Annotated in this window: 18 protein-coding genes and 1 tRNA gene; 15 read left to right on the forward strand and 4 right to left on the reverse strand. The window is 65.9% G+C overall.

Going from position 1 to position 25,813, the window contains the following annotated elements:
* Window positions 1–36: 36 nt before the first annotated feature.
* Both ffh and CCC_RS14660 read right to left on the reverse strand, forming a co-directional pair.
* Window positions 37–1,401, reverse strand: a complete 1,365-nt coding sequence (ffh, locus tag CCC_RS14655; protein WP_009869317.1) for a signal recognition particle protein — start codon at window positions 1,399–1,401, stop codon at window positions 37–39.
* A gap of 240 nt (window positions 1,402–1,641) precedes the next feature.
* Window positions 1,642–3,420: a DEAD/DEAH box helicase gene (locus CCC_RS14660; protein WP_009869318.1), complete on the reverse strand. Its 1,779-nt coding sequence runs from the start codon at window positions 3,418–3,420 to the stop codon at window positions 1,642–1,644.
* Between the two features lie 293 nt (window positions 3,421–3,713).
* Here CCC_RS14660 and CCC_RS14665 point away from each other — a divergent pair, with 293 nt between their 5' ends.
* Genes CCC_RS14665 through CCC_RS14680 form a run of 4 tightly spaced genes read left to right on the forward strand, consistent with a single transcriptional unit; the run spans window position 3,714 to window position 13,270 of the window.
* Window positions 3,714–5,186, forward strand: a complete 1,473-nt coding sequence (locus tag CCC_RS14665; protein WP_236686393.1) for a TolC family protein — start codon at window positions 3,714–3,716, stop codon at window positions 5,184–5,186.
* Window positions 5,164–7,182, forward strand: a complete 2,019-nt coding sequence (locus CCC_RS14670) for a peptidase domain-containing ABC transporter (protein WP_041041959.1) — start codon at window positions 5,164–5,166, stop codon at window positions 7,180–7,182. The genes CCC_RS14665 and CCC_RS14670 overlap by 23 nt, the downstream gene beginning before the upstream one ends.
* 1 nt (window position 7,183) lies before the next feature.
* The gene (locus CCC_RS14675) at window positions 7,184–8,569 is read left to right on the forward strand and encodes an HlyD family type I secretion periplasmic adaptor subunit (protein WP_041041960.1); all 1,386 of its coding nucleotides are present in this window, start codon (window positions 7,184–7,186) and stop codon (window positions 8,567–8,569) included.
* A gap of 27 nt (window positions 8,570–8,596) precedes the next feature.
* Window positions 8,597–13,270, forward strand: a complete 4,674-nt coding sequence (locus CCC_RS14680; protein ID WP_041041961.1) for a beta strand repeat-containing protein — start codon at window positions 8,597–8,599, stop codon at window positions 13,268–13,270.
* Window positions 13,271–13,406: 136 nt separating this feature from the next.
* On the opposite strand, the gene CCC_RS14685 is transcribed toward CCC_RS14680, so the two are convergent.
* The gene (locus CCC_RS14685; RefSeq protein WP_009869270.1) at window positions 13,407–14,246 is read right to left on the reverse strand and encodes a uracil-DNA glycosylase; all 840 of its coding nucleotides are present in this window, start codon (window positions 14,244–14,246) and stop codon (window positions 13,407–13,409) included.
* A 176-nt stretch (window positions 14,247–14,422) separates the two neighbouring features.
* On the opposite strand from CCC_RS14685, the gene CCC_RS14690 reads away from it, so the two are divergent.
* The 4 genes from CCC_RS14690 to CCC_RS14705 all read left to right on the forward strand — a co-directional run bounded on the left by CCC_RS14690 (window position 14,423) and on the right by CCC_RS14705 (window position 18,809).
* A complete protein-coding gene (locus CCC_RS14690; protein WP_009869269.1) occupies window positions 14,423–16,045 on the forward strand; it encodes an electron transfer flavoprotein-ubiquinone oxidoreductase in 1,623 nt (540 codons plus the stop codon).
* 88 nt (window positions 16,046–16,133) lie between these two features.
* On the forward strand, window positions 16,134–17,810 hold the full coding sequence (locus CCC_RS14695) for a tetratricopeptide repeat protein (RefSeq protein ID WP_082036638.1): 1,677 nt from the start codon (window positions 16,134–16,136) through the stop codon (window positions 17,808–17,810).
* A 14-nt stretch (window positions 17,811–17,824) separates the two neighbouring features.
* Window positions 17,825–18,685: a 4-(cytidine 5'-diphospho)-2-C-methyl-D-erythritol kinase gene (locus CCC_RS14700; RefSeq protein ID WP_009869267.1), complete on the forward strand. Its 861-nt coding sequence runs from the start codon at window positions 17,825–17,827 to the stop codon at window positions 18,683–18,685.
* A gap of 49 nt (window positions 18,686–18,734) precedes the next feature.
* Window positions 18,735–18,809 (forward strand) — tRNA-Gln (locus CCC_RS14705).
* Between the two features lie 9 nt (window positions 18,810–18,818).
* On the opposite strand, the gene CCC_RS14710 is transcribed toward CCC_RS14705, so the two are convergent.
* The gene (locus CCC_RS14710) at window positions 18,819–21,011 is read right to left on the reverse strand and encodes a primosomal protein N' (protein WP_052473326.1); all 2,193 of its coding nucleotides are present in this window, start codon (window positions 21,009–21,011) and stop codon (window positions 18,819–18,821) included.
* Between the two features lie 50 nt (window positions 21,012–21,061).
* Between CCC_RS14710 and CCC_RS14715 the strand changes: the two genes are divergently transcribed.
* The 7 genes from CCC_RS14715 (at window position 21,062) to CCC_RS14745 (ending at window position 25,786) form a co-directional block, all read left to right on the forward strand.
* Window positions 21,062–21,775 (forward strand): DUF484 family protein, encoded by a 714-nt coding sequence (locus CCC_RS14715; protein ID WP_009869265.1) that lies wholly within the window; start codon window positions 21,062–21,064, stop codon window positions 21,773–21,775.
* 23 nt (window positions 21,776–21,798) lie between these two features.
* Window positions 21,799–22,164, forward strand: a complete 366-nt coding sequence (locus CCC_RS14720; protein WP_009869264.1) for a DUF805 domain-containing protein — start codon at window positions 21,799–21,801, stop codon at window positions 22,162–22,164.
* Between the two features lie 73 nt (window positions 22,165–22,237).
* On the forward strand, window positions 22,238–23,182 hold the full coding sequence (locus tag CCC_RS14725) for a tyrosine recombinase XerC (protein ID WP_009869263.1): 945 nt from the start codon (window positions 22,238–22,240) through the stop codon (window positions 23,180–23,182).
* On the forward strand, window positions 23,179–23,649 hold the full coding sequence (gene tsaE, locus CCC_RS14730) for a tRNA (adenosine(37)-N6)-threonylcarbamoyltransferase complex ATPase subunit type 1 TsaE (RefSeq protein ID WP_009869262.1): 471 nt from the start codon (window positions 23,179–23,181) through the stop codon (window positions 23,647–23,649). Before CCC_RS14725 ends, tsaE begins: the two co-directional genes overlap by 4 nt.
* Window positions 23,642–24,634, forward strand: coding sequence for an aminoglycoside phosphotransferase family protein (locus CCC_RS14735; RefSeq protein WP_009869261.1), 993 nt, complete (start codon window positions 23,642–23,644; stop codon window positions 24,632–24,634). Before tsaE ends, CCC_RS14735 begins: the two co-directional genes overlap by 8 nt.
* Window positions 24,631–25,344, forward strand: coding sequence for a nucleotidyltransferase family protein (locus CCC_RS14740; RefSeq protein WP_009869260.1), 714 nt, complete (start codon window positions 24,631–24,633; stop codon window positions 25,342–25,344). The genes CCC_RS14735 and CCC_RS14740 overlap by 4 nt, the downstream gene beginning before the upstream one ends.
* 85 nt (window positions 25,345–25,429) lie before the next feature.
* Window positions 25,430–25,786 (forward strand): MarR family transcriptional regulator, encoded by a 357-nt coding sequence (locus CCC_RS14745; RefSeq protein WP_041042435.1) that lies wholly within the window; start codon window positions 25,430–25,432, stop codon window positions 25,784–25,786.
* Window positions 25,787–25,813 lie beyond the last annotated feature (27 nt).

Genomic DNA, 25,813 nt, shown 5'->3' on the forward strand with positions numbered 1-25,813 from the left:
CATTCATCGGCTCGTCGAATTACCTTTAGGCGCCGGTTAGCGCCCGAACTTCATACCGGGGGGCAAAAGGCCGCCGATGCCGTGACGCATCAGCCCCTTCTGACCCAGCTTGCCGACCTTTTTCATCATGTCGGCCATCTGCTGATACTGCTTGAGCAGCTTGTTGACGTCCTGGACCTCGACCCCGGCACCGGCGGCGATGCGCTTCTTGCGCGACGCCTTGATCAGGTCGGGGTTCTTGCGCTCGGCCTTGGTCATGGACGTGATGATCGCTTCCTGACGGGCGACCATCTTGTTGTCGATATTGGCGTCCTTCAGGGCTCCGGCCATCTTGCCGATGCCGGGCAGCATGCCGAGGATGCCCTTCAAGTCACCCATCTTGCGCACCTGGGCGAATTGCTTGCGCATGTCGTCCAGGTCGAACTTGCCCTTCTCCATGCGCTTGGCAAGGCGTTCGGCTTCTTCCTGGTCCAGGGTCTCCATGGCCTTCTCGACCAGGCCGACCACGTCGCCCATGCCGAGAATGCGCCCGGCGATGCGATCCGGGTGGAAGACTTCCAGCGCGTCGAGCTTTTCACCGGCGCCCAGGAACTTGATGGGCCGCCCGGTGATGGCGCGCATGGACAGCGCCGCGCCGCCACGGGCGTCGCCGTCGATACGGGTGAGAACGATGCCGGTGACACCGACCTTCTCGTTGAATTCGCGCGCCAGGGTAACGGCGTCCTGGCCGACCATGGCATCGGTGACCAGCAGGGTCTCGGTGGGCTTGGCGGCGTCGCGCACGGCGGCGACCTCGGCCATCAGCTCCTGATCGATATGCAGGCGGCCAGCGGTATCGAGGATGACGACGTCGTAGCCTTCCTTGCGGCCCACATCGAGCGCCCGCTTGGAGATGGCCACCGGCATCTCGCCCATGACGATGGGCAAGCTGCCCACTTCGGCCTGTCCGGCCAGAATCTGCAATTGCTGCTGAGCGGCGGGACGGTAGACGTCCAGCGAGGCCAACAGGACCTTCTTCTTCTCTTTCTTGAGCTTCAGCGCGATCTTGGCCGAAGTGGTGGTCTTGCCCGACCCCTGAAGGCCGACCATCAGGATGACCACGGGCGGCACGGCATTGAGGTTAAGCTCGGTGCCCTTGGTGCCCAAAGTGGCGATCAGCTCGTCATGGACGATCTTGACCACCATCTGGCCGGGAGAGACCGACTTGATCACCTCGGCGCCGACAGCGCGGGCCTTGACCCGGCCGATGAACTCCTTGACCACGGAGAGCGCAACGTCGGCCTCGAGCAGGGCGACGCGGACCTCGCGCAGGGCATCGGTGACGTCGGCTTCCGACAGGGCGCCACGGCCCGTCAGCTTCTCGAACACCTTACCCAGTCTTGAGCTCAAGCTCTCGAACATGATCCGTCCATAAACGATTACACGCCGGTGCGCGACACTCGCGGACCAGCGGGCCTCCTCGGAGGCGGGAATCTCCAGAAATCTGAAGAGGGTGGGGTTTTAGTCCGATGCAGGCACAAGAGTCAACAGGAGATGCATCCTCACCTCGTCACCCCGGCTCTTTAAGCCGGGGGCCGGGACCACGGAAACGTCGGTTCCGCGACTCCTGGATCCCGGCTCAAGGCCGGGATGACGACGGAATTAGGCCCGCTCGGGCTTGCCCTTGCGGTGGCCGTCCTTCTTATCCTTCCAGGGCGCCTTGGGCTTTTGCCCCAAGGGCTTGACCCCGGCGGGAGGACGGGGGCGGTCGTCGGGGCGGGCAGGCTTGGGACCGGCGGCGGGCTCGGCGGAATGCTCGGCCAGACGTTCGATGCGCACTTCGGCCTTCTCGATCTGGCGCAGCGCGATGGCGAAGCGGTCGGCATGGGCGGCGTCGATCTCGAAGCGGGTTTCGCGCTCGAAGATGCGGATGGCGCCGATCTCGGCCTTGGTGACCTTGCCCTGGCGGCAGATCATGGGGATCAGCCAGCGCGGATCGGCATTCTTTTGCCGCCCGATATTCATGCGGAACCACACCGAGCCGCCGGGCAGTCCGGGACCCTTGCCCTCGCGCGGCGGACGCGGTTCGCGCTCGCGGTGCTCTCTCGGCTCACGCGTGGGCGAGCCGGGGCCGGGATCGAACACTTCTTCCGCTGCGGGCAGGTGGGACCGGTACATGCGCACCAATGCGGCGGCAATGTCCTCGGCCGGGCGTTCGGCCAGCAGGGCGCGGGCCATGGCCAGATCGTCCTCGGTATTCTCCTCGGCCAGCAAGGGGCTGGTCAGCAGGCGCTCCTGGTCCAGCTTGCGGATGTCGTCGGCCGAGGGCGCGCCGCTCCAGATGGCCTGGACGCCGGCGGTCTGCAACAGCATGTCGGCCTTGCGCCGCCGGGACAGCAGCACGAGCAGGACGCTGACGCCCTTCTTGCCAGCGCGCCCCGTTCGGCCCGAGCGATGCTGCAGGGTCTGGGCGTTCTGGGGCAGTTCGGCATGGATGACCAGCCCCAGATTGGGCAGATCGATACCGCGCGCCGCCACATCGGTCGCGACACACACACGGGCGCGGCCGTCGCGCAGCGCCTGAAGCGCGTTGTTGCGCTCGTTCTGGCCCAACTCGCCCGACAGAGCCACGGCGGCAAAGCCGCGTTCCAGCAAGATGGCCTGAAGATGGCGCACGGAATCGCGGGTGTTGCAAAACACCATGGCGGTGGGCGACTCGAAATAGCGCAGCAGATTGACCACCGCATGCTCGATCTCGTTGGGCGCCACGCGCACGGCGCGATATTCGATATCGGCATGACCCTGGGTTCCCGCCGAGACGGCGATACGCCAGGCATTGCGCTGATAGCGCTTGGCCATGGCGACGATGCCGTGGGGAAGCGTCGCCGAAAAGAGAAGGGTGCGCCGCTCCTGGGGCGTGGCTTCCAGGATGAATTCAAGATCCTCGCGAAAGCCGAGGTCCAGCATCTCATCGGCTTCGTCCAGCACCACCGCCTTCAGACGGTTGATGCGCAAGCCTCCGCGCTCGAGATGGTCGCGCAGACGACCGGGGGTGCCCACCACGATATGAGCGCCCTGGCCCAGTGAGCGCTGCTCGGCCCGGGGATCCATGCCGCCGACGCAGGAGACGACGCGGGCACCGGCATGTTCGTACAGCCAGGAAAGCTCGCGATGAACCTGAAGCGCCAGTTCGCGGGTGGGGGCCACGATCAGGGCCAGAGGCTCGGCCGCAGGCTCCAGCGTGAAGGCGTCGCCCAGCAAGGTATCGGCCATGGCCAGGCCATAGGCCACCGTCTTGCCCGAGCCGGTCTGGGCCGAGACCAGCAGATCGCGCCCCATGGCGCCGGGTTCGAGGACCGCTTCTTGAACGTCGGTGGGATCGGTGTAGTCGCGCTCGGTCAGAGCCTTGAGCAGCGGATGACCCGCGGGAAAGAAATCCATGGAGAGGGGGGTGCTTTCTTCGAAAATAGGGGGAGGCCCGGCCTGGATGGGGGCTGATATCCCGTGCTTTGCGCCGATGGGCGCAAAGCGACGCGGTCAGATATCACGATTCGTCCTTGCGTGCTCAAGAATATCGATCCGCCCTGGGGGCAGCCCAGCCCTGCACCCTCGGATGGATGGGCGATCAATAGAGTAATTACAATGTTATAGGCCTCACTCCTTCACTAAACTTTCAGACTCTGTCTGCGATAGTGCCAAGGTGAGCCAATGCGTTTGGCGTGAGGGGGCATGCTTTGTCCGGTAGGATAGTGTTTCGCAACGCGGTTCTGGGGGTGAGCGCGGCGGCTTTGCTGTCGGCGTGTTCCGTCATGCCCGAGGATCTGGCCGAGATCCGCGCCGATATCAACCGCCACGCCGAATCCCTACCCCAGGACGTGCTGAAACGGCCTCTCTCCGTCGAGGACGCCATGAAACTGGCCGTCGCCCATAATCTCGACGCCAGGGTCAAGGAACTGGAGGAGGTGCTGGCGGCGGGCAAGGCCGATCTGTCGCTCTTCGCCATGCTGCCCGAACTGGCCGCCAAGGGGAATTGGTCCAAGCGCAATCCCAAGAAGGCCACCACGTCCAAGGACCTGTCCACCGGAACCGTGGCCAATTACAGCACCGGCGAGGATTCCATCAGCCGCACCGGCGATCTGACCGCGTCATGGAATCTGGTGGATTTCGGCATCGCCCTGGTCCGCGCCGATCAGGAAGAGGACAAGATGATCCTGGCGGCGGAAAAGCGTCGCCGCGCCCAGCATCTGCTGATCCAGGACGTGCAGGCCGCCTATTGGAAGGCGGTGATCAACGAATTCGCCAACCGCAAATACCATTCCCTGGAATCCCGGCTGGTCAAGTCGGTGGAAGACGCCGAGACCGCCGAGCGCACCAAGGTGGGCGACCCCATGCAGATGCTGGGGCATCAGCGCGCCATCGTCGATACCATGCGCCAGATCGCCGAACTGCAACGCCAGACCTCCACCGCCAAGGCCGATCTGGCCGGGTTCATGGGCGTGCCGTCCTCCTCGGCTTTCGAGCTGGCCGAGTTGAAGGACGATTCCTTCCTGTCGGCGGAAGACCCGGAGCAAAACGTCGAGGCCATGGAGGCCGTGGCGCTGGCCAACCGCCCCGAGTTGAAGAGCGAGGAGGTGCAGTTCCGCATCGACCGCAACGATATCCGCACCGAATTGCTGAAGACGCTTCCGGGCATCGGCCCCTTCATGGGCGGCCACTACGATTCCAACAGCTTCATCAAGTACAATGCCTGGGCCGATGCCGGGACTCATATGGCCTGGAATCTGGTGGATATCTTGACCGCGCCCAAGCGCGTCGCCAATGCCAAGAACACCGCCGAGACCACGCGGGCCCGGCGTCTGGCCATGGGCATGGCGGTGCTGACCCAGGTGCATGTGGCCGATATCCAGTATCGTCATGCCTTGAAGGAATACCGCCTGACCGAGCAGATGGCCGCCATCGACCGCCGAATCACCGGCCTGGCCGCCAAGTCCAAACAGGCGGGCAGCGGCAGCGCCATGGAGGAGATCAAGGCGGAAGCGGCGGGCATGCTGTCCACGCTGCGCCGTTTCATCCTCTATTCCGATCTGCAAGGCGCCAAGGCACGCCTCAAGGCGGCCCAGGGCATCGACCACGCCCCGCCTTCCGAGACCTTCACCGACACCCCGCCGCCAGAGACCACCGCCGATGCTGCCCCTCAGGCCGGTTGAACTGGAAGGCCTCGACGACAAGGCCGCGGCCGTTTCCGCCTGCCTGCGTTCCATGGGCCATGCGGTGGCGGCGACCGCGCTCAAGGATTCCTACCAGATGGCCAGTGCCGACGCCGCCGAGGCGCCGTGGATCACCGCGCTGTCGCGCTATGGCTTCGCCGCCCATGTGGAAGACGGGGTCAATCCCGCCAAATTGTCCGCCGATCTCTTTCCCTGCGTGGTCCTTGGGCCCGGCGAGCCACGCTCCCTGATCATGCGGCCCGTCGAGAGCCAAGCCTGCCGGGTTCTCTTCATCCGGCCCCGCCTGGACCGCGAGGATTCGGCGCTGCCCACCTCGTGGACCGCCATGCTGGCCTCTTGGAAGCCCATGGTGGTGCGCGCCGGACTGGCGGGAATGCTGGCCAATATGCTGGCCCTGGCCGCGCCCATCTTTTCCGCCCAGGTCTATGACCGGGTTCTGCCCCACGGATTGCTCAATTCCCTGGCGGTGATGGTGCTGATGTTCCTGGGCGCAGCCCTGTTCGAGCAGGTGTTCCGCCGCCTGCGCGCCCTGTTCGTGGAAGACGCGCTGCACGAAGGCAATATCCGCCTGGCCATGGACATGCACCGGCGCATCCTGGAAACCCGCTTCGACGGCGCGGCGGCGCCTTCGGGCCATCTGATGCGCATGCTCCAGGATTTCGATTCCATCCGCGACGGCTTGGGCGCGGCGGCGGTATCGCTGCTGGCTGATCTGCCTTTCATGCTGCTGTTCTTGCTGGGCCTGTTTCTGTGCGATCCGGTGATCGCGCTTTCGGTCCTGGGTCTCAATCTGCTGGTGGCTTTGGGCACCTTGCTGGCCATTCACCGCCAGAAGCTGCTGTACAAGGAATTGTCGGGCGCCGCCAGCCAGCGCGCCCAGGCGGCGCAGGAATCCTTCTCCGATCCCGAAACCGTGCGGCGCGTCGGCGCCAGCGCCTATCTCCAGGCAAAGTTCCGACACGGCACCGCCCTTTACGCCGCCACGGCGCGCGCCATCCGTACCCTTTCGGCGGCGCGCGGCAATATCTCCATGCTGGCCCAGAACATGGCTCTGCTGCTGGCGGTGGGTCTGGGGGCATGGCGGGCGGTGGACGGCGGCATGAGCGCCGGTGTGATCCTGGCCGCCACCATGCTGGCCACCCGCTTTACCGGCGCGGCCATGCAGATGGTGTCGGTGGTGCCCCAGGCCCTGTCGGCGGTGGCTTCGCTGGAGGCCTTGCGCACCGTCACCGGGCGGCCCACCGAGCGGCCCGCCGGGTCGTCGCTCATTCACCGTCCCGTTTCGCGCGGCGGTCTGGTCATCGAGGCGGTGACCGCGCGCTATCCCGGCGCCTTCAATCCCGCCCTGGATGCCATCACCCTGGATCTGGAGCCGGGATCGCGTCTGGCGGTGATCGGACCTTCGGGTTCGGGCAAGACCACCTTGGAAAAGGTGCTGTCAGGCATCATCCGCCCCGCATCGGGCCGGGTGCTGCTGGACGGCGTTGACATCACCCTGATCGATCCTTCGGACCTGCGCCGCCATATGGCGGTCTGCCCCCAGACTCCGCCGCTTTATTCCGGGACGCTTCGCAACAATCTGTGCTTCGACGGGCTGATCTCGGACGAACAGATGATCGCCATGATGAACATGCTGGGAGCGGGCGGAATCATGCCCATGGGCATGGGGCTGGACTTCCAGGTGGTCGAAGGTGGCCGCAACCTGTCGGGCGGCCAACGCCAGATCGTCGCCCTGGCCCGCACCCTTTTGCGCGGCGCGGCGGTCACCATCTTGGACGAACCCACCGCCTTCCTCGACGAAATGTCGGAGAAGCGGGCCATCGCCGGAATCCATCAGGCCGTGGGCAACCGCTCCCTGGTGGTCATCTCGCATCGGCCCGCCGTGGTGGCCCTGGCCGCCAAGGTGGCCCGCCTCGACCGGGGAAAGCTTCTCGATGTCAGTCGCCGACAGGCGGCCCCGGCGGGAGGCTCCTGAGATGGCCTCGCCCCCCATGGACAGTTTCCGCTCGCCTATCCACGGCATCGCGCCCAAGCTGACGCCGCCGTCCGCCTCCTGGCTGCTGGTGTGGTCGGCCCTGGCCTTCGCCGTTCTGGTGGGGGGATCGGCCGTGCTGGAGATCGACGAGGTGGTGACGGCCCCGGCGCGCATCGAGCCCTCCAGCCAAGTGCGCCATGTCCAGCATTTCGAGGGCGGCACCATCTCAGAGGTGCTGGTCCATGAGGGAACCTTGGTGGCCGAGGGCGACGTCCTGGTCCGCCTGATCAACAGCCAGGGGGCGGGCGATCTGGCCGACAAGCGGGCCCGCTGGTCGGCCTTCCATGCCCGCGCCGCCCGGCTGCGCGCCGATCTGGATAACATCACCGACATCAAATGGCCGCGCGACATCGACATCGATGCCGAGACCAGAAAACGCGAGACGGCCATTCATGCTGAGCGCCTCTCCCACCGCGCCCAGCAGGCCACGGTGATCATGCGCGAGATCGAGCGGCGGCGCCGCGAAGTGGTGGAGACCGAGACCAAGGTCACCGGATTGTCCCGCGCCCAGGCCAAGGGCGGCGAGGAGATGCGCATCAAGAAAAAGGCCTATGATTCCGGCGTGGTGGGCAATCAGGAGATCGTCAAGCTGGAGCGCGAGCAGTTGATGCTCGACACCGAAGTCTCCACGGCGCGCGACTCCATCTCGCGCCTCAAGGCCCAGATGAGCGAGGCCGAGGCCCGGCTTTCCGAGTTCGAAAAGGGCTGGCGCGCCGGGGTTCTGGACGAAACCGGCAAGGTGGAGGCCGAATTGGCGGCGCTGAAAGCCACCATGGAGGTGGCGACCGACCGGGAATCCCGCTCGGAAATCCGCTCGCCCGTGCGTGGCATCGTCAAGATGAGCGCCATCGCCAGCGTGGGCCAGGTGGCCAAGCCAGGCGACACCTTGATGGATATCGTGCCCGTGGACGACACACTGGTGGTGGAGGCCAAGGTTCCGCCCCAGGATATCGGCCATCTGCGCCCCGGTCTTGCCGCCTCGGTGCGTCTGTCGGCCTATGACCAGTTCCGCTTCGGCGCCCTGCCCGGCCGCGTGGTGATGGTGGGTGCCGATTCCTTCGAGGAAACCAAGGGCGTCACCACCGCCACCTATTACAAGGTGCTGATTCACGCCGACAAGGCCGAACTGCTGGACGGCAAGGGCGTGGCCTGGCCGGTGCGCTCCGGCATGGCGGGAACCGCCTCCATCGTCATCGGGGCCAAGTCCATCTTACGTATGGTTCTCGACCCGCTGCTGCGCAATGACATGATTTTTTCGCTGAATTCGTTCAAACTGAATTGGCCGGTACGGTCCGATTCTCCCAGAACAGGGAGTGGGGGGCCGTGATGTCCGGTCTTCGGGAGAAGTGCTGCCATGCACATTGACCCGTCACAGCTTCCGGCGGCGAAGAACCTCGCCACTCCGGTCGCCGACACCAAGGACGCGGGCGCGGACAAATCCGCCGCCGTGGTGATCGGCAAGGTGGACAAGCTCCAGGGCGACGCCTGGGTTATCCACGACGGCCAGAAAGTGCCCGCCAAGATCGGCGCGGCGCTGATGCAGGGCGATTCCGTCGAGACCGCCCAAGGCGCCCAGATTTCCCTGGTCTTCGCCGACCGCACCACCTTCGTCCTGAAGGACAAGGGCCTGGTCGGGCTGGACGAATTCTCCTATGACCCCGCCACCAAGACCGGCAAGGAAAGCTTCCTGGTGGCCCAGGGCGGCTTCTCCTTCGTGTCGGGCGACATCGCCAAAACCCAGCCCGACGCGGCGCGCCTCGCCACCCCGGTGATGACCATGGGCATCCGCGGCACCACGGTGGGCGGCTCGGTGGCCGCCGACGGCAATACCTCGGTGGCCCTGTTCCCAGATCCCGGCTCCAATTTCGTGGGCGAGGTCTCGGTCGCAGCACTCGGCGGCGGCGGCCAGAGCTTTACCCTGAACTCCGCCGGTTCGGGCATCGTCGGCGCGTCGTCCGGCGGCTCGTGGTCGGTCTCGGCCAATGCGAGCGCCGCCATCGCCGCCAGCATGCCAGCCCCCGCCCCGCCGCCCGCCGTGGCGCCCCCGCTGCCTGCCGCTCCTTCGGGGACGGGGGGAACGGGCGGCAAGACCGGTGGAAATACGGGCGGTGGCGAAGCGGCCGTGCAGGTTGCCGTCGAGGCGCCGCCTCCACCGCCACCGCCACCGCCGCCGCCCCCCCCACCACCTCCTCCTCCTCCTCCTCCCCCGCCGCCGCCGCCGCCGCCGCCGCCGCCTCCCGTGTCGGCCCCGCCACCACCGCCATCCAACGCGCCCAAGGTGGATAGCGTCAGCAACGCCACCTCCAGCGACCATAGCGGCCTGAGCACTGGCTCAATCTTGGCCAGCGATCCCGATCCGGTGGATACGGGCAAGCTCACCTATCACTTTGTCGCTGGCGGCAGCGCGCTGGACGCGACCCACGACGCCAAGGTGACCAGCCACGGGACCATCACGCTGGACACCAAAGCGGGCACCTATACCTTCACGCCTAACGCAGCCGCAGCGGCCCTGGCGGCAGGGGCGACCGCCTCCGATAGCGCCAGCGTGGTGGTCAGCGATTCCCAGGGCCATTCCGTGACCGCCAGTATTGGCATCGACATTACCGGCACCAACGATGCGCCCACCCTCACCGGATCGGGCACCGTAGCCATGGCGGGCTCTCCCATTGCCGGGGCGGCGACGACCATTTCCATTGCCTCATTGGTATCCAACGCCACAGATGCAGAGTCGGATGCTCTCACCATCTCGGCAGTCAGCGCCAGCAACGGCACCGCCGTCATAAGCGGGTCCAACATCGTCTACACGCCGTCTAGCAGCGGAGTGCTGACGCTCACCTATACGGTCGATGACGGCCACGGCGGCACGGTGACCGATTACGCCACCATCTCGGTGGGGGCTTCCGCCAATCACGCCCCGGTCAGCAATGCCACTCCGACGCTGCTCACCCTGGCCGAGGACACGTCGGTCAATATCGCCGGTTCCTGGCTGAAATCGCAGTTCACCACCAATGCCACCGACGCCGACGGCGACACTTTGACGGTGACCAACATCACCGCCAATCATGGCAACCTGTCCCTGTTGGGAGACGGAAGCTATACCTTCGTTCCCGATGCCGACTTCAACGGCACCGCCACCCTGACCGCCACCATCGACGACGGCCATGGCGGCACCACCACGGGACAGGCCACCATCGTCTATACCCCGGTCAACGATGCGCCCTTCTTGACGTGGGGGAGCGTCTTGCTGTTGGACGGCTACCAGAACATGGCCCGGACCATCACCAAGGCTGAATTGCTGGCCAATGCCGCCGATGCGGAGGGCGACACTCTGGACATCACCGGCCTGACCGCCGACAGCGGTACGCTGGTGGACAATGGAAACGGGACCTACACCTACACGCCCGCCACCAATTATACCGGCCCCGTCAATTTCACCTATACCGTCACCGACGGCCATGGCGGCACCGTCGCCGACAGCGCCTCGACAGGTGTGATCACTCCCACCTCTGTTCTGACGCAAGTGGGCACGGTGCTGCATTCGACCAGCGCCAGCAATGTGGTGGATACGGATTTCTTCGGTATCTCCGGAGCCGATACCCTGGTTTTTGAGGTGGCCACGGGAACCCAGAGCGTGACGCTGGACGCCTATGCGGCCTCGGCGGGTGTCACGAGGATTGACGCGTCGGGTGCCTCGGGAGGGGTCGCCAATACCGGCGGCGTGACCGTCAACGCCTCGGCCTATTCCACCGCCGTCAGCATCAGCGGCGGCAGCGGTGCCGACACCTTCACCGGTGGTTCGGGGGCCGATTCCTTCGTGGGCGGCGGCGGCAACGATGTCATCCACGCGGCCAGCAACGACGCTCTGATCGATGGTGGGGCGGGAACGGCGGATGTGCTGTCCGTGGACGCCGTCAATTTCGATGACGGGCTCGGCAATAACGGCCAGATCGTCAATATCGAGACCATCAACATCACCAATGCGACAACGGCGGGGCAGTGGTTCAAGTTTGATGACCAGAGTGATGGCTTCACCATCAATGTAACCAGTTCCGCCAACGTGACGGTCCAGGGCAGCCAGGGCAACGACATCATCAATGGTGGCAATGCCGGGGAATTTCTCTGGGGCGATCAGGGCAACGACACCATCGCCGGCGGCCAGGGCAACGACACCATCTTGGGTGGAGCGGGAACCGACGTGGCCGTGTTCACGGGCGCCATGGCCAACTACGCCGTCACCGCCAGCGGCGGCACGCTGACCGTGGCCGCCCAAAGCGGCACCGACGGCACCGACAAATTATCCGGCATGGAGACCCTGGCCTTCACCGACGGCTCATTCACCGTATCGGCCTCGGGGACCACCCTGACCGCCCTGGGCTCGTCGAGCACCCTGACGGTGGGAAGTGGGATCACGGAAGTGGTTATGGGAAGCGGCACCAACGAAGTCATTACCGACATGGCGACGCTGAGTGCCGGGCTGTCGATTCTGGGTGGGGCGGGGCTTGACCAACTGAAGATCAGTGACACCGCCTCGGTCGGGTCCGTTCAACTCGCAGCTCTTTCCGGCGTCGAGATGTTGACCCTGTCTTCTACCAATACCACCTCTCAGACGGTGAATCTCGGCTCGGACGGGGTAAATTCCGAGGTCACGGTCATTGATGCCTCGGCCGCCACCGGGGGCGTCTATATCAATGCGGCACCGCGAACGACCGGCCTGACTCTGATTGGCGGCGCAGGCAACGACCAATTCTTGGGCAGCCTTGGTAACGACACCATCACCGGCGGCGGCGGCACCAACTCCATGGATGGTGGCGGGGGAACCGACACGGTGAGCTATGGCTCCATGACCAGTGGAATTACCGCCTCCATCGACGGCACATCGGCCACCATCACCCATTCCACCGGCACCGACAGCTTGACGAATGTAGCGATCCTGCAGGGCTCCAACTATGCCGACACCTTCTCGGTCGCGTCGGCCTCGGCGGGGGTAACCGTCGATGGCGGGAGTGGCGTCGACACCATGGATTATTCGGCCATGGGCGCAGGCATCACCGCCACCGTCACCGGCACCTCGGCCAGTGTCGTGCATTCCGGGGGAACCGACGCCATCACCCATGTGGAGGTCCTGGTAGGCTCCGGCTACGACGACGTCTTCACCGGCGGAACCGGCAACGACACCTTCTCCGGCGGGGCGGGCAACGACACCTTCTTCGGCGGTGTGGGCGCCGACCAACTGACTGGCGGGCTCGGCGCGGACACTTTCGTCTACACCGCGGCGGCCCAGTCCCAGGACAGCCTTTCGGCCCGCGACATCATCAGTGATTTCACCACCGGCACCGACCACATCAAACTGTCCCTGACCGGGACCCATGTGGATGTGTCGACCTTCAACGACAGCGCGGGAAGCTATAACGGCGGGCAGGCCACCCTGATGCTGGGCGGCGTGGTCGGCGACGGCTTCTATTCCAGCGGCGACGCGGCCTTCTATATCTATACCCAGGGCACGACCTCGGCCGTCGGCAGCGGCGACTATGTCATCGGCAGCACCAACGCCATCCATGCCGTGGATTTGCAGTTCGACATCACCGGCACCACCGGCAACGACACCCTGGTGGGCGGCGCAGGCGACGATACCCTGGCGGGCGGAGCTGGCACCAACACCCTAAGCGGCGGAAGCGGCTCGGATACCTTCGTCCTCGATGCGGGGGCAACCAGCACCGCCGTCATCACCGACTTCAATACGGCAGCCGACAATGTCACCCTGTCCAACGCCAGTTTCGGCCTGGGCAGCAGCGGGACGCTGAATAACGGCGTCAATTACGCCGAGGGTACCACCACCATCTCCGGCGCCGCCCAGAATTTCGGTTCCGGCACCGACGGCGTGGTGGCCATCCAGAACGGAGCCAATGTGGAAGTGTGGCACACCACCAACATGGCCGCCGCCGACAACACCAATTCCCACCTGATGGCGACGCTGAACAACGTCAACACCAGCGCGCTGGACCAGACCAACTTCCATCTGGCGGTGTGATACCAGGCCCCTCAATCGCCGGGCGCCGCCTGTGGCGGCTTGGCTCCCCCCGCATAAGCGGCGCGGCCCCTTGGGCCTAGCCAAATCCCATTGAGCATGGCTCATCGGGATTTGGTGCGAACGCGTCTTAAGAGAATCAATGCCGCGCCGATGCCAGCTTCTTGGCGATCATCAAGAGGTCGCGCCAGGCATCGCGCTTGGCGTCGGGGGTGCGCAGCAGATAGGCGGGGTGGAAGGTGGCGAGAGCCGGGATGGGCCGGGGCAGACCGGGCGAGTTGAACTCGAACCATTGGCCCCGAAGCCGGTTGATGCCGTCGGCCTTGGCCAGGACCGCAGCCGCCGCCGCGCCCCCCAGCAGGATCAACACCTGGGGGTCCACTAGTTCGATATGGCGAGTGAGGAAGGGCATGCATACCGCCACTTCGTCGGGGGTAGGCTTGCGGTTGGCGGGCGGACGCCAGGGCACCACATTGGTGATGTAACAACTGGTCCGATCCAGCCCGATGGAGGCCAGCATGCGGTCCAGCAACTTGCCGCTGGGGCCCACGAAGGGCAGGCCGCGCCGGTCCTCCTCCTGGCCCGGCGCTTCGCCGATGCACATGACCGAGGCCTCCGGGTTGCCGTCGCCGAACACGGTGGAACTGGCCGCCTGCTTCAGCGGCAGCCCCTCGAATCCCTCCATGGCATGGCGGAGCGCCTGCAGGTCCGCACACGACGCCGCCAGATGGGCGGCGGTGCCGGGCAGCGCCGAAGCCGATAACGAGGCCCCGGTCGGGGCGGCCATGGGCTCGGCCTGCCGGGGGGAATGACGCGGCGGAGCGACGGCGGGCGCGGCAGCAGCGGCGCGGCTTTCCACCGCGCGGCGCGACGTGGCGTAGCGGTCCACCGGCTCTTCGCCCATGGACTCATCCACACCGGCTTCCAGATACCAGCGCAGGATGTCGTAAGGATTGGGAGTGGCGGAAACGGTGGTCATGGCGGCGATTTTAGCAGCCCCGACGAAAGGCGGGGAAATATTTGAGACACATTCTTTCCTTAAATATGCCCATAAGGAATCGAATCGATCCCATCCGCTGTGCTATAGAGGCATCCAGAGGTCCGTATCGGGCGTTAACCAGTGGAACGGGTGACGCAAGGGGAGTAGCAGGTCTAATGGAACGTGAATCCATGGAATTTGACGTCGTCGTGGTGGGTGGTGGGCCTTCGGGTCTGACGGCCGCGATCCGTCTTAAGCAGATCAATCCCGAACTGAACGTCTGCGTTCTGGAGAAGGGCTCGGAAGTGGGCGCCCATATCCTGTCGGGCGCGGTGATCGAGACCCGCGCCCTGGCGGAGCTATTTCCCGACTGGAAAGAGCGTGAGGCCCCGCTGCTGACTCCGGCCAGCGACGACCGCTTCATGTTCCTGACCGAGTCCAAGGCCATCCGCCTGATGACTCCGCCGCAGATGAACAATCACGGCAATTTCATCGTGTCGCTCGGCAACTTCACCCGCTGGCTGGGCCAACAGGCCGAGGCTTTGGGTGTGGAGATTTTCGCCGGTTTCGCCGCCGCCGAGGTCCTGTATCACGAGGACGGCTCGGTCAAGGGCGTGGCCACCGGCGATATGGGCATCGGCAAGGACGGCCAACCCACCCACAACTTTACCCCGGGCGTCGAGCTTTGGGCCCGCCAGACCATCTTCTCCGAGGGTTGCCGCGGTAGCCTCACCAAGACGCTGTTCGAGAAATTCGACCTGCGCGCCGAGTGCGAGGACCAGACCTACGGCATCGGCATTAAGGAATTGTGGGAGGTCGATCCGGCCAAGCACAAGCCCGGCACCATTCTGCACACCGTCGGCTGGCCGCTCGATACCCAGACCTATGGCGGCTCGTTCCTCTATCACCTGGAGAACAATCAGGTGGCGGTGGGCTTCGTGGTCGGCCTGGACTACGCCAATCCCCATCTGTCGCCCTTCGACGAATTCCAGCGCTTCAAGACCCATCCGGCCATCCGCCCCCTGTTCGAGGGCGGCCGCCGAATCTCCTACGGCGCCCGCGCCCTGTCGGAAGGCGGCTTCCAGTCCATTCCCAAGCTGTCCTTCCCCGGCGGCGTGCTGGTGGGCGATACGGCGGGCTTCCTCAACGTGCCCAAGATCAAGGGCACCCACACCGCAATGAAGTCGGCCATGGTCGCCGCCGAGGCCGTGGCCGAGGCCCTGGGTCATGAGGGCGGGTCGCACGAAGTGACCGCCTATGCCGAGCATCTGAAGAAGAGCTGGGTATGGTCGGAACTGCACACCGTGCGCAACATCCGTCCCAGCTTCCACTGGGGCCTGTGGGGCGGCATCGCCTATTCGGCGCTTGAGACCTATCTGTTCAGGGGCAAGATGCCCTGGACGCTCCACCACCAGCCCGACCACCTGGCCCTGAAGCGGGCCTCGGAATGCCCGAAGATCACTTACCCCAAGCCCGACGGCGTGGTCAGCTTCGACAAGCTGTCCTCGGTGTTCATCTCGAGCACCAATCACGAGGAAAACCAGCCCGCCCATCTGAAACTGCGTGATGCGGCGGTGCCCATCGCCATCAATCTCGAGCATTACGACGCCCCCGAGCAGCGCTACTGCCCGGCTGGCGTCTATGAGATCGTGCGGGCCGATGACGGCTCCAATCCGAGACTGCAGATCAACGCGCAGAACTGCCTGCACTGCAAGACCTGCGACATCAAGGACCCCACCCAGAACATCAATTGGGTGGTTCCCGAAGGTGGCGGTGGACCGAACTATCCCAACATGTAAGAGTATCCGGGGCGCCAGTTGAAAATCGGGCGCCCCGGTTTCCTTTTGACCTAAGGTGTTGGGCGTGAAGCGGTTCGGGATTCTTGTGATGGCGGCGGCGATCGGGGCCGGGCTGGCAGCCTGTGCGCCGCGGCCCGATATGTCCGCCAATGACAGTGTCGGAAGTGGCAATGGGACGGGCCTGGGCGCCTATCTGGCCGGGCGTTTCGCCCATGCGCGCGGCGACACCCAGGCGGCGGCCGAATATTATTCCATCGCCGCCCGGCGCGACCCCGACAATATCGACATTCAGCAGCGCAGCTTTGCCCTGCTGCTGGCCGAGGGCCGCCTGGACGAGGCCGGGCTCATCGCCCAGCGTCTGCTGGTCATCGACGACGATTCCCCCCTGCCCACCCTGGTGATGGGGGTGCAGGAGGCGCGCGCCGGCCGCTTCGACCTGGCGGAAAAGCGTTTCTCCGCCCTGCCCGCCAAGGGCATCAATGGTTTTCTCGGCCCGCTGCTGACCGCCTGGAGCCGCGCCGCCCAGGGCCAGTTCGATGAGGGTCTCGCCACCCTGTCGCCCCGCGCCGATACCGCAGGCTTTGCTCCCATCTGGGAATATCACGCCGGGCTGATGGGCGATCTGGCCGGTCGGCCGGATGTGGCCGAGGCCCATTTCAAGGCGGCCCTGGCCAATCAGACCAGCGTGCGCACCGTGGAGGCCGCGGGCACTTGGTATCAGCGGGCGGGCCGCATGGACGAAGCCAAGGCGCTCTACGAACGCTATCATGCCGAGCATGGCGACCGCTCGCTGCTGGACGGCCGCCGCCAGTTGGCGGCGGGCGCCGCCCTGCCCCGCGTGGTGACGAGCGCCACCGAGGGTCTGGCCGAGGCGCTGTTCGACACCTCGTCCCTGGTGCGCCAGGGCAATGCCCAGGAATTGTCCCTGGTCTTCTCGCGCCTGGCGCTCAGCCTGCGACCCGACTTCCCCCTGGCCCAGCTTCTGCTCGCCGATGCCATGATGGCCCAGGGGCGGCTGGAGGATGCCAACACGCTCTACCGCTCCATGAACCGCGCCAGCCAGCCGGGAGCCTTCGCCCGGCTCAAGCTGGCGGTGAATCTGGACGAGTTGAAGCAGACCGACGCCGCCATCGCCGAATTGAAATCCCTGGCGGCAGAGTGGCCGGATTCCCCCGAAGCCATGATGACCCTGGGCGACATCCTGCGCCGCCACAAGCGTTATTCCGAGGCCGCCGATGCCTATGGCACGGCCCTGGCCCGTAATAATGGAGCCAAGGAACCGCGCAACTGGGCGCTGTATTACGCCCGCGGCATCGCCTATGAGCGGGCCAAACAGTGGTCCAAGGCCGAGCCCGATATGCTCGAAGCGCTGCGCCTCAGCCCCGACCAGCCCGACGTCCTCAACTACCTGGGCTATACCTGGGTGGACCAGGGCATCAATGTGGAGAAGGGCCGCAAGCTGATCGAGCGCGCCGTGGAACTGCGGCCCAATGACGGGGCCATCGTCGATTCGCTGGGCTGGGCGCTCTATCGCATGGGCGAATTCCAGGCGGCGGTGAAATATCTCGAACGCGCCTCCGAGCTCAAGCCCGAGGACGCCACCGTCAACGAGCATCTGGGCGACGCCTTCTGGCGGGTGGGACGCGAGACCGAGGCCCGTTACCAATGGAAACGCGCCATGGGCCTCGACCCCGAACCCGAGCAGATCGAGCCCTTAAAGGCCAAGATCTCCACTGGCCGGTTGCCCGGCATTCCGCTCAAATAGACGGCAGGACCACCATGACCAGCTTCACGATCGAGGCGCCAGCCAAGGTCAATCTGACCCTCCATGTGGTCGGCAAGCGCGAGGACGGCTATCACCTGCTGGATTCCCTGGTGGCCTTTGCCGGCGTGGGCGACACCCTGGAATTCAGCCCGTCGGGCACCTTGAGCCTGGACGTCAGCGGCCCTACGGCAAGCCAGATCCCCACCGAAGGCGAGAACATCATCCTCAAGGCCGCCCGCCTGCTGGCCGAGGCCACGGGCGTGAGCAAGGGTGGCGCCATCCGCCTGACCAAGCGCCTGCCGGTGGCCGCCGGAATCGGCGGCGGCTCGGCCGATGCCGCTGCGGCGCTGAAAGGCCTGATGCGCTTGTGGGATGTTTCCCTGGCCCCCGAAGCCTTGCGCAATCTGGCCCTGTCCATCGGCGCCGACGTGCCGGTCTGCTTGGCCGGAACGCCCATGCGCATGATGGGAGTAGGCGAAGTGCTCGAACCCGCCCCCGCCTTGCCGCCCGCTTGGCTTGTCCTGGTCAATCCCATGGTGCCGCTGCACACGCCGCCGGTTTTCAAGGCCCGCACCGGCCCCTTCTCATCCGCCGATCCCTTGCGCGAAAGCCCCGGTGATGCGAAGGCCCTGGCCCTGGCCCTGGCCGCCAGGCGCAACGACCTGACGCCGCCGGCCATCACCATCGAGCCGGTGGTGGGTGAAGTCCTGGCCGCCATCGCCACCACCGCCGATTGCCTGCTGCCGCGCATGTCGGGTTCAGGGGCCACCTGCTTCGGCCTTTATGCCCAGGAAGCCCAGGCCCGGCTCGCCGCCGCCCAACTTATCGCCGCCCATCCCGGCTGGTGGATCGCGCCCGCGCAATTGCTGTCTTGAGGCCGTTGAAAGTCTCGGCGGGTCGAGCTATGTTGCCCGCCCGCGCTGATGGGGCGTCGCCAAGCGGTAAGGCACCGGTTTTTGGTACCGGCATTCCCAGGTTCGAATCCTGGCGCCCCAGCCAAGCTCTTGATCACATGAAGCTGTAGGGATCCACGTCCACCTGGACGCGTACGCTTTTGGGCGGGGCGCATCGGGCCAGCCAGTCGCGGATCAGGGCCTGAAGGTTCACCGAGCGGGCGCTTTGCACCAGGAAACGGCGGCGGTGCTTGCCGCGCAGCAAAGCCATGGGAGCAAGCGCCGGACCCAAGACCTGCACGCCCTCAGCGCGGGGCGCCGCCTTGGCCAGGGAGCGGGCATAGGCCTCCACCACGCTTACATCGGGACCCGACAGGATCAGGGCGGCAAGGCGGCCATAGGGCGGCATGCCGGTATCGCGGCGGGCCTCGGCCTCACGCGCGATGAAGGCGTCGCGCTGGCCCGAGCGCAGCGCGCCCAGCACCGGATGGTCCGGCTGATAGGTCTGAAGCAGGACACGCCCCGGTCGCTCGGCCCGGCCCGCGCGGCCCGCCACCTGAGATAGGAGTTGATGGGTGCGCTCGCCCGCCCGCAAATCGCCGCCGTCCAGGCCCAGATCGGCATCCACCACGCCCACCAGGGTCAGCAGGGGAAAGTGATAGCCCTTGGCGACGATCTGGGTTCCCACCAGCAGGTCGATCTCGTGGTCCGAGACCCGGCGGACGAATTCCTCCGCCGCATGGGGGCCGGAACAGGTATCCGAGGTCATCACCGCCACACGGGCATTGGGGAACAGCAGGGCGGCCTCTTCCGCCACCCGTTCCACGCCGGGGCCGCAAGCCGCAAAGCTGCCCTCCGCCTCGCATTCCGGGCATTTGGGCGGCAGGCGGATGAAGTGGCCGCAATGATGGCAAATCAGCCTTCCGGCCGATCGATGCTCCACCAGCCAGGCGGTGCAATGGGGGCATTGCAGCCGGTGGCCGCAGGTCCGGCAGAGCGTCAGCGGCGCGTAGCCCCGGCGATTGAGATAGAGCATGGCCTGCTCGCCCGCCGCCAGAACCTCTTCCAAAGCGGTAACCAGCAGGGGCGATAGCCAGCGGCCCTTGGGCGGCGGGTGACGGCGCAGATCCACCGGCACGATGTCGGGCAGCACGGCGCCTGCATGGCGGTCGGGCAGATGGACCAGGCCATAGCGCCCGGCCTGGACATTGGCCAGACTTTCCAAGGACGGCGTTGCCGAGGCCAGCACGGCGGGGAAATCCCCCAGCCTGGCGCGCACCACCGCCATGTCGCGGGCGTGGTAACAGACATGGTCTTCTTGCTTGAAAGCCTGATCGTGCTCCTCGTCCACCACGATCAGGCCGAGATTTTGGAACGGCAGGAACAGGCCGGAACGGGCGCCGACCACGATGGCGGCCTCGCCCGAGGCCACGGCACGCCAGGTCTTTCGCCGCGTTGCATCGCCCAGATCGGAATGCCACAGGGCCGGTTTGACGCCAAAGCGGCGGCGGAAGCGGTCCAGCCACTGGGCCGACAGGGCGATCTCGGGCAGCAGGACCAGAACCTGCTTGCCGAGCCCCAAGGCGGCGGCCACCGCCTCGAAATAGACCTCGGTCTTGCCCGAGCCCGTGACGCCGTCGATCACGATCACCGAGAAGCCGCCGTCCAAGGCGGCAACCAGGGTATCGGCCCCCGCCTGCTGGCCCGGCGATAATTCGGCACGCGGCGCGGTCAGATCGGGGGGGGCGAAGGCGGGCGGGGCGGGCAGTTCCACACTCTCCAGCGCGCCAGCCTCGACCAGCCCCTTGACCACCGCCGGGCCGACACCCGCCTCGCGGGCCAGATCGGCGGCGGACAGAGGAGGCAGCCTTAGCGCGGTCTCCATGACCTTGCGCCGGGCGGCGGTCTCCTTGAATTCGGGGATGGCGGGGGCAAGCCGCAGAGCATGGATCGGCGGAGCGGCTTCCAGGGCGGAAGCCACGCTCATGGCCATCTTGAGGACCGCGCCGGGCGGCGCCATGGTGTAGGACGCCACCCAGTCGATAAAGCGGCGCGACACCTCGGGCAGGGAAGGCGCGGCAAGCTTGCGCGCCACGGGCCGCAGCTTCGCGCCATCCACCTTGCCGTCGCCCATTCCCCAGACCACGCCCGCCACCAGACGCCCGGCCAGGGGCACCTCGACGAAATCACCGGAGCGCAAGGGCTGATCGCCGACCGCATAGTCGTAGGCGCCGCCCAGCGGCAGGGGCAGCATCACCGCGACGCGTTGCCCAGGTTTGAACAGGCAGGGGGTTGAAAGGTCGTTCATGGCGTGCATAAGCTACGGAACTCGGGAGAACCAGGGAAGGGATATTGGTTATGGCGCGAAAGCGCGACGACGCAGCCTTGCATCTGCCGCTGCCGGAAGAACGGCAGGTCACGGCCTTTTTGCAAGCCCATCCCGACTTTCTGGTCCGCCATCCCGACCTGCTGCTGTCCTTGTCGCCGCCGTCGCGCTGGGCTGACGATGACGGCGTGCTGGACATGCAGGTCTTCATGATCGACCGCTTGCGCGACGAGGTGGAGCGGGTCAGGGGCGCCGCCGAACACCTGATCCACACGTCCCGCTCCAACATGTCCATCCAGACCCGCACCCACCGCGCCGTGTTGTCCATCCTGGGCGCCGAAAGCATGGCGGAACTAGTGGAGGCCATCTCCGACGATCTGCCCGCTTTGCTGGACGTGGATGTGGCAACCTTGTGTTTCGAGAAATCCGAAGAGGCGTTGCCCGATCTGCTGGCGCCCGGAATCCTGACCCTGCCGGGGGGCACCGTCGCCCAGATCATGGGCGGCGCCGACCGCGACTGCGCGCTCACCGAGGAGATGCCCGGCGACCCCGCCCTGTTCGGCGATGGCGCGGGGCTGGTTCAGTCCTCCGCCGTGGTGCGGCTCTCGCCGGGGGGAAAATCACCGGACGGCGTCATGGCGCTGGGGTCGCGCCATGGCCGCACCTTCCATGCCGGTCAGGCCACCGAACTGATCACCTTCCTGGCCCGCGTGGTCGAAGGATCGGTGCGGAGATTTGTGGGGTAGTTTTTACTAACGAGGGGGAAGACATGGATTTCGTCACTGCCGTCAAAACCTGCCTGGGCAAATACGCCACGTTCCAGGGCCGCGCGCCCCGGTCGGAATACTGGTTCTTCAACCTGTTCTATTTCATCATCAGCCTGATCGCCTCGGTGATCGCGGGGGCCAGCGATGGGGCGCTGTCTGTTCTGCCGGTTGTCCTGATGATCGGTCTGTTCGTGCCGTCATTGGCCGTATCGGTGCGCCGCCTGCACGACGTGGACAAGTCGGGCTGGTGGATGCTGATCTTCCTGGTTCCGGTCATCGGCTTCATCTTGATGCTGATCTGGTTCTGCAAGCGCGGCACCGAAGGCGCCAACCGTTTCGGCGACGATCCGCTGGCGGGTGCTGCCTAAGCTTTTTCGAATTCCGTCACCCCGAGGCCCGGCCAAAGGGTGACGGCACTCGCTTTTCGGAGCGTCGTTTCCCATGCCTCCCATTCCCATCCATTTCGCGGCAAAGGCCGATCTGGCCCGCGCGGTGGAATCGTGGCGGCAATGGCTGGGATCGGAAAAACGGGCCTCGGCCCATACGCTGGACGGCTATGGCCGCGATCTGGCCGCCTTCCTTACCTTCCTGACCGAGCATCTGGCCGCCGAGCCCGATCTGGCCGCCCTGGCGGCCTTGGGGCCAGGAGACTTCCGCGCTTTTCTGGCGCGCCGCACCCAGGACGGGTTGGGCCGCTCGTCCCTGGCCCGGCTGATGTCCACGCTTCGCGGCTTCTTCAAGTTTCTAGACCGGCACGGCCTGGTTCACAACCCGGCCATCAAGGCGGTGAAGTCGCCGCGTCCGCCGAAATCCATCCCGAAGCCCTTAGCCCCCGACGAGGCGCTGGAGGCCCTGTCCAGCGCAGGCGAGCTGCATGACGAGCCTTGGCTGGCGGCCCGCGACGTGGCGTTGTTCTCCTTGCTCTACGGGGCCGGGCTGCGTCTGGGCGAGGCCCTGTCACTGTTGCGCCGCGATCTGCCCAAGGGCGACACCATGGTGATTACCGGCAAGGGCAACAAGCAGCGCGTGGTCCCCGTCCTGCCCGTGGTCAGGGATGCCATCGCCGATTACCTGAAGCGCCTGCCCTTTCCGTCAGAATCCACCGATCCCGTCTTCTTGGGCGCGCGGGGCGGGCCGCTCAATCCCGGCGTGGTGCAGCGCCAGATGCGGCGGTTGCGCCAAGTGATGGGCCTGCCCGATACGGCAACGCCCCATGCGCTCCGGCATTCCTTCGCCACCCATCTGCTGGCCGGGGGCGGCGATCTTCGGACCATCCAGGAATTGCTGGGCCATTCCTCGCTGTCGACCACCCAGCGCTATACCGAGGTGGATGCGGCGCGTCTCACCCGCGTCTATCGTGACGCCCATCCGAGGGCCAAGGCATGAGTCTGGTCATCTCCTTCGATCTGCCCGTCGAGGCCGACACCATCCGCTTAGGGCATAGGCTGGCGGCCCTGGTCCGCCCCGGCGACGTCATCGCGCTGTCGGGGACGCTGGGCACCGGCAAGAGCACCCTGGCGCGCGCCCTGATCCGGGCGCTCACCGACCCGGAGGAAGAGGTGCCCAGCCCCACATTCACCCTGGTGCAGCAATACGAGTCCGACGCCGGGCTGATCTGGCATTTCGACCTCTACCGGCTGGAAAAACCCGACGACGCCCTGGAACTCGACATCGAAGAAGCCTTCGCCGAGGGCATCAGCCTGATCGAATGGCCCGAGCAATTGGGCCCCCATCTGCCGCGCAAGCGCCTCGACGTGCTGCTGCAACAAGGCGAGGCAGGCCTGGGCCGCCACGCCACATTGACCGCCTATGGCCCCTGGGCCGAACGTATCGGAGAGTTGGCGCATGGTTAAGCGCGAGAGCCTGATTCAAGACTTTCTGGCCAAGGCCGGTTGGGGCACTGCCCAGCGCGGACGTCTGGCCGGTGACGCCAGCTTCCGCCATTACGACCGGCTGGTGCTCGATGGCCGCCCCGCCGTGCTGATGGATGCCCCACCGCCTAAGGAAGACGTGCGGCCCTTCGTGCGCATCGCCCGGCACCTGACGGCGCTGGGCCTGTCATCGCCCGCCCTGCTGGCGGTGGACGAGGTGAACGGGTTGCTGCTGCTGGAAGATCTGGGCGACGGCACCTATACCAAGCTGCTGGCCGCCGGGCATGACGAGACGGCGCTTTACGCCCTGGCCACCGATGTCCTGGCCGAGATCGCCGCACGGCCGGATGCGATCTTGAAGGGCACGCCGCCCTATGACGACGAGAAATTGCTGACCGAGGCGACCCTGCTCACCGACTGGTACATGCCCGCCATGACCGGCCGGGATACCGATGCGGCAGCGCGGGCGGAGTATGTGGAGATCTGGACGCAGTTATTCCCCATTGCCCGCATGGTCCCCGATACCCTGGTGCTGCGCGATTTCCATGTGGACAATCTGATGCTGCTGGACCGGCCCGGCCTGGCGGCCTGCGGCTTGCTGGACTTCCAGGACGCGGTGATCGGCCCGGCCACCTATGACCTGATGAGCCTGCTGGAGGATGCGCGCCGCGATATCGACCCGGTGATGATCGAGATCATGAAGGGGCGCTGGCTGAAGCGTTTCCCCCATCTCGACCGCGCCGTGTTCGAGGCTTCCTGGTCGGTGATGGCCGCGCAGCGCCATGCCAAGGTGATCGGCATCTTCACCCGGCTGTGCAAACGCGACGGCAAGCCCGGCTATCTGGTCCACATCCCCCGCCTGTGGCGCCTGCTGGAATCCGCCTGCCGCCATCCGGTCCTGGCCGGGCTCGGCCGCTGGCTCGACCGCCATATCCCCAAGGAAAGCCGTGGAGTGCCCAGCCCGTGAGCGCCCATATCACCCACGCCATGGTCCTGGCTGCCGGACTGGGCCTCAGGATGCGGCCCATCACACTGACGACGCCGAAGCCACTGGTCAGCGTCGCCGGGCGCACTATGCTGGACCGGGCCCTAGATCATGTGGAGCGGGCCGGTATCGACGATATCGTGGTCAACACCCATTGGCTGGCCGACAAGGTGGTCGAGCATCTGGCGGGCCGGGGTGAGATCACCTTGTCCCACGAGCCCGATCTGCTGGAGACCGGCGGCGGCGTCGCCAAGGCGCTATCCCATCTCGGCCACGGCTCGTTCTATGTGGTCAACAGCGACATCATCTGGACCGACGGCAAGGTTCCCGCACTGACCCGACTGGCGCGCATGTGGAACCCCGACCGCATGGACGCTCTGCTGCTTCTCCAGCCGGTGGAGCGTGCCGTGGGCTATGAGGGCAAGGGCGACTTCTTCCTCGACGGTGCCGACGTGCCCCACCGACGGGGCGAGGCCCCATCGGCGCCTCATCTGTTCTCCGGCGTCCAGGTTCTGCACCACCGACTGTTCGAAGGCGCGCCCGAGGGGAAGTTCTCCCTGAACGTCCTCTACGACCGGGCGGCAGAGCAACGGCGCCTGTTCGGACTGGTCCATGACGGCAACTGGTACCATGTGGGCACCCCGCAAGCCCTGCCCGAGGTGGAGCGTCTGTTGGCACAGTCACAGGTATGACAATTCGGCGGGGGGCCATATGAGCCATTGCCCCCGGCCTCTAGCTCGGCTAAAAGATTTCGTCGTCGCAACGAATGGGCAGATGATGGGCGTTACCTTGAAACCGGTGCAGGCTCTCGACCTTTGGCGCGGAGCCATCGTCGAAAGCGTGCGGCGTGACGCCCCCGATCTGTCGGCCCGCCAGATGGCGTTGCTGCTGACCGTCTATCTCATTCCGCCGCCCCATACGGTGCGCGGTCTGGCGGAGACGCTGAACATCTCCAAGCCCGCCATCACCCGCGCGCTCGATCGCCTGACCGAGTTCGGTCTGGTCAAGCGCAAGGTGGACGACCAGGATCGCCGCTCGGTACTGATTCAGCGCACGGTCAAGGGCTCGGTCTTTCTGCGCGAATTCGGCGATATCATCGTCACCGCCGGTTCGGAAGCCGCCGAGGCGGGCTGAGGCGATACCGTTCCATCGTCATCCTGG

The organism is Paramagnetospirillum magnetotacticum MS-1, assembly GCF_000829825.1.
GTDB lineage: Bacteria > Pseudomonadota > Alphaproteobacteria > Rhodospirillales > Magnetospirillaceae > Phaeospirillum > Phaeospirillum magnetotacticum.

Excerpts from the sequence above, each read along its gene's own strand:
- ffh (WP_009869317.1), bottom strand. The coding sequence starts at position 1,401 with ATGTTCGAGAGCTTGAGCTCAAGACTGGGTAAGGTGTTCGAGAAGCTG.
- CCC_RS14660 (WP_009869318.1), bottom strand. The coding sequence starts at position 3,420 with ATGGATTTCTTTCCCGCGGGTCATCCGCTGCTCAAGGCTCTGACCGAG.
- CCC_RS14670 (WP_041041959.1), top strand. The coding sequence starts at position 5,164 with ATGCTGCCCCTCAGGCCGGTTGAACTGGAAGGCCTCGACGACAAGGCC.
- CCC_RS14675 (WP_041041960.1), top strand. The coding sequence starts at position 7,184 with ATGGCCTCGCCCCCCATGGACAGTTTCCGCTCGCCTATCCACGGCATC.
- CCC_RS14680 (WP_041041961.1), top strand. The coding sequence starts at position 8,597 with ATGCACATTGACCCGTCACAGCTTCCGGCGGCGAAGAACCTCGCCACT.
- CCC_RS14685 (WP_009869270.1), bottom strand. The coding sequence starts at position 14,246 with ATGACCACCGTTTCCGCCACTCCCAATCCTTACGACATCCTGCGCTGG.
- CCC_RS14690 (WP_009869269.1), top strand. The coding sequence starts at position 14,423 with ATGGAACGTGAATCCATGGAATTTGACGTCGTCGTGGTGGGTGGTGGG.
- CCC_RS14695 (WP_082036638.1), top strand. The coding sequence starts at position 16,134 with ATGGCGGCGGCGATCGGGGCCGGGCTGGCAGCCTGTGCGCCGCGGCCC.
- CCC_RS14700 (WP_009869267.1), top strand. The coding sequence starts at position 17,825 with ATGACCAGCTTCACGATCGAGGCGCCAGCCAAGGTCAATCTGACCCTC.
- CCC_RS14710 (WP_052473326.1), bottom strand. The coding sequence starts at position 21,011 with ATGAACGACCTTTCAACCCCCTGCCTGTTCAAACCTGGGCAACGCGTC.
- CCC_RS14715 (WP_009869265.1), top strand. The coding sequence starts at position 21,062 with ATGGCGCGAAAGCGCGACGACGCAGCCTTGCATCTGCCGCTGCCGGAA.
- CCC_RS14720 (WP_009869264.1), top strand. The coding sequence starts at position 21,799 with ATGGATTTCGTCACTGCCGTCAAAACCTGCCTGGGCAAATACGCCACG.
- CCC_RS14725 (WP_009869263.1), top strand. The coding sequence starts at position 22,238 with ATGCCTCCCATTCCCATCCATTTCGCGGCAAAGGCCGATCTGGCCCGC.
- tsaE (WP_009869262.1), top strand. The coding sequence starts at position 23,179 with ATGAGTCTGGTCATCTCCTTCGATCTGCCCGTCGAGGCCGACACCATC.
- CCC_RS14735 (WP_009869261.1), top strand. The coding sequence starts at position 23,642 with ATGGTTAAGCGCGAGAGCCTGATTCAAGACTTTCTGGCCAAGGCCGGT.
- CCC_RS14745 (WP_041042435.1), top strand. The coding sequence starts at position 25,430 with ATGGGCGTTACCTTGAAACCGGTGCAGGCTCTCGACCTTTGGCGCGGA.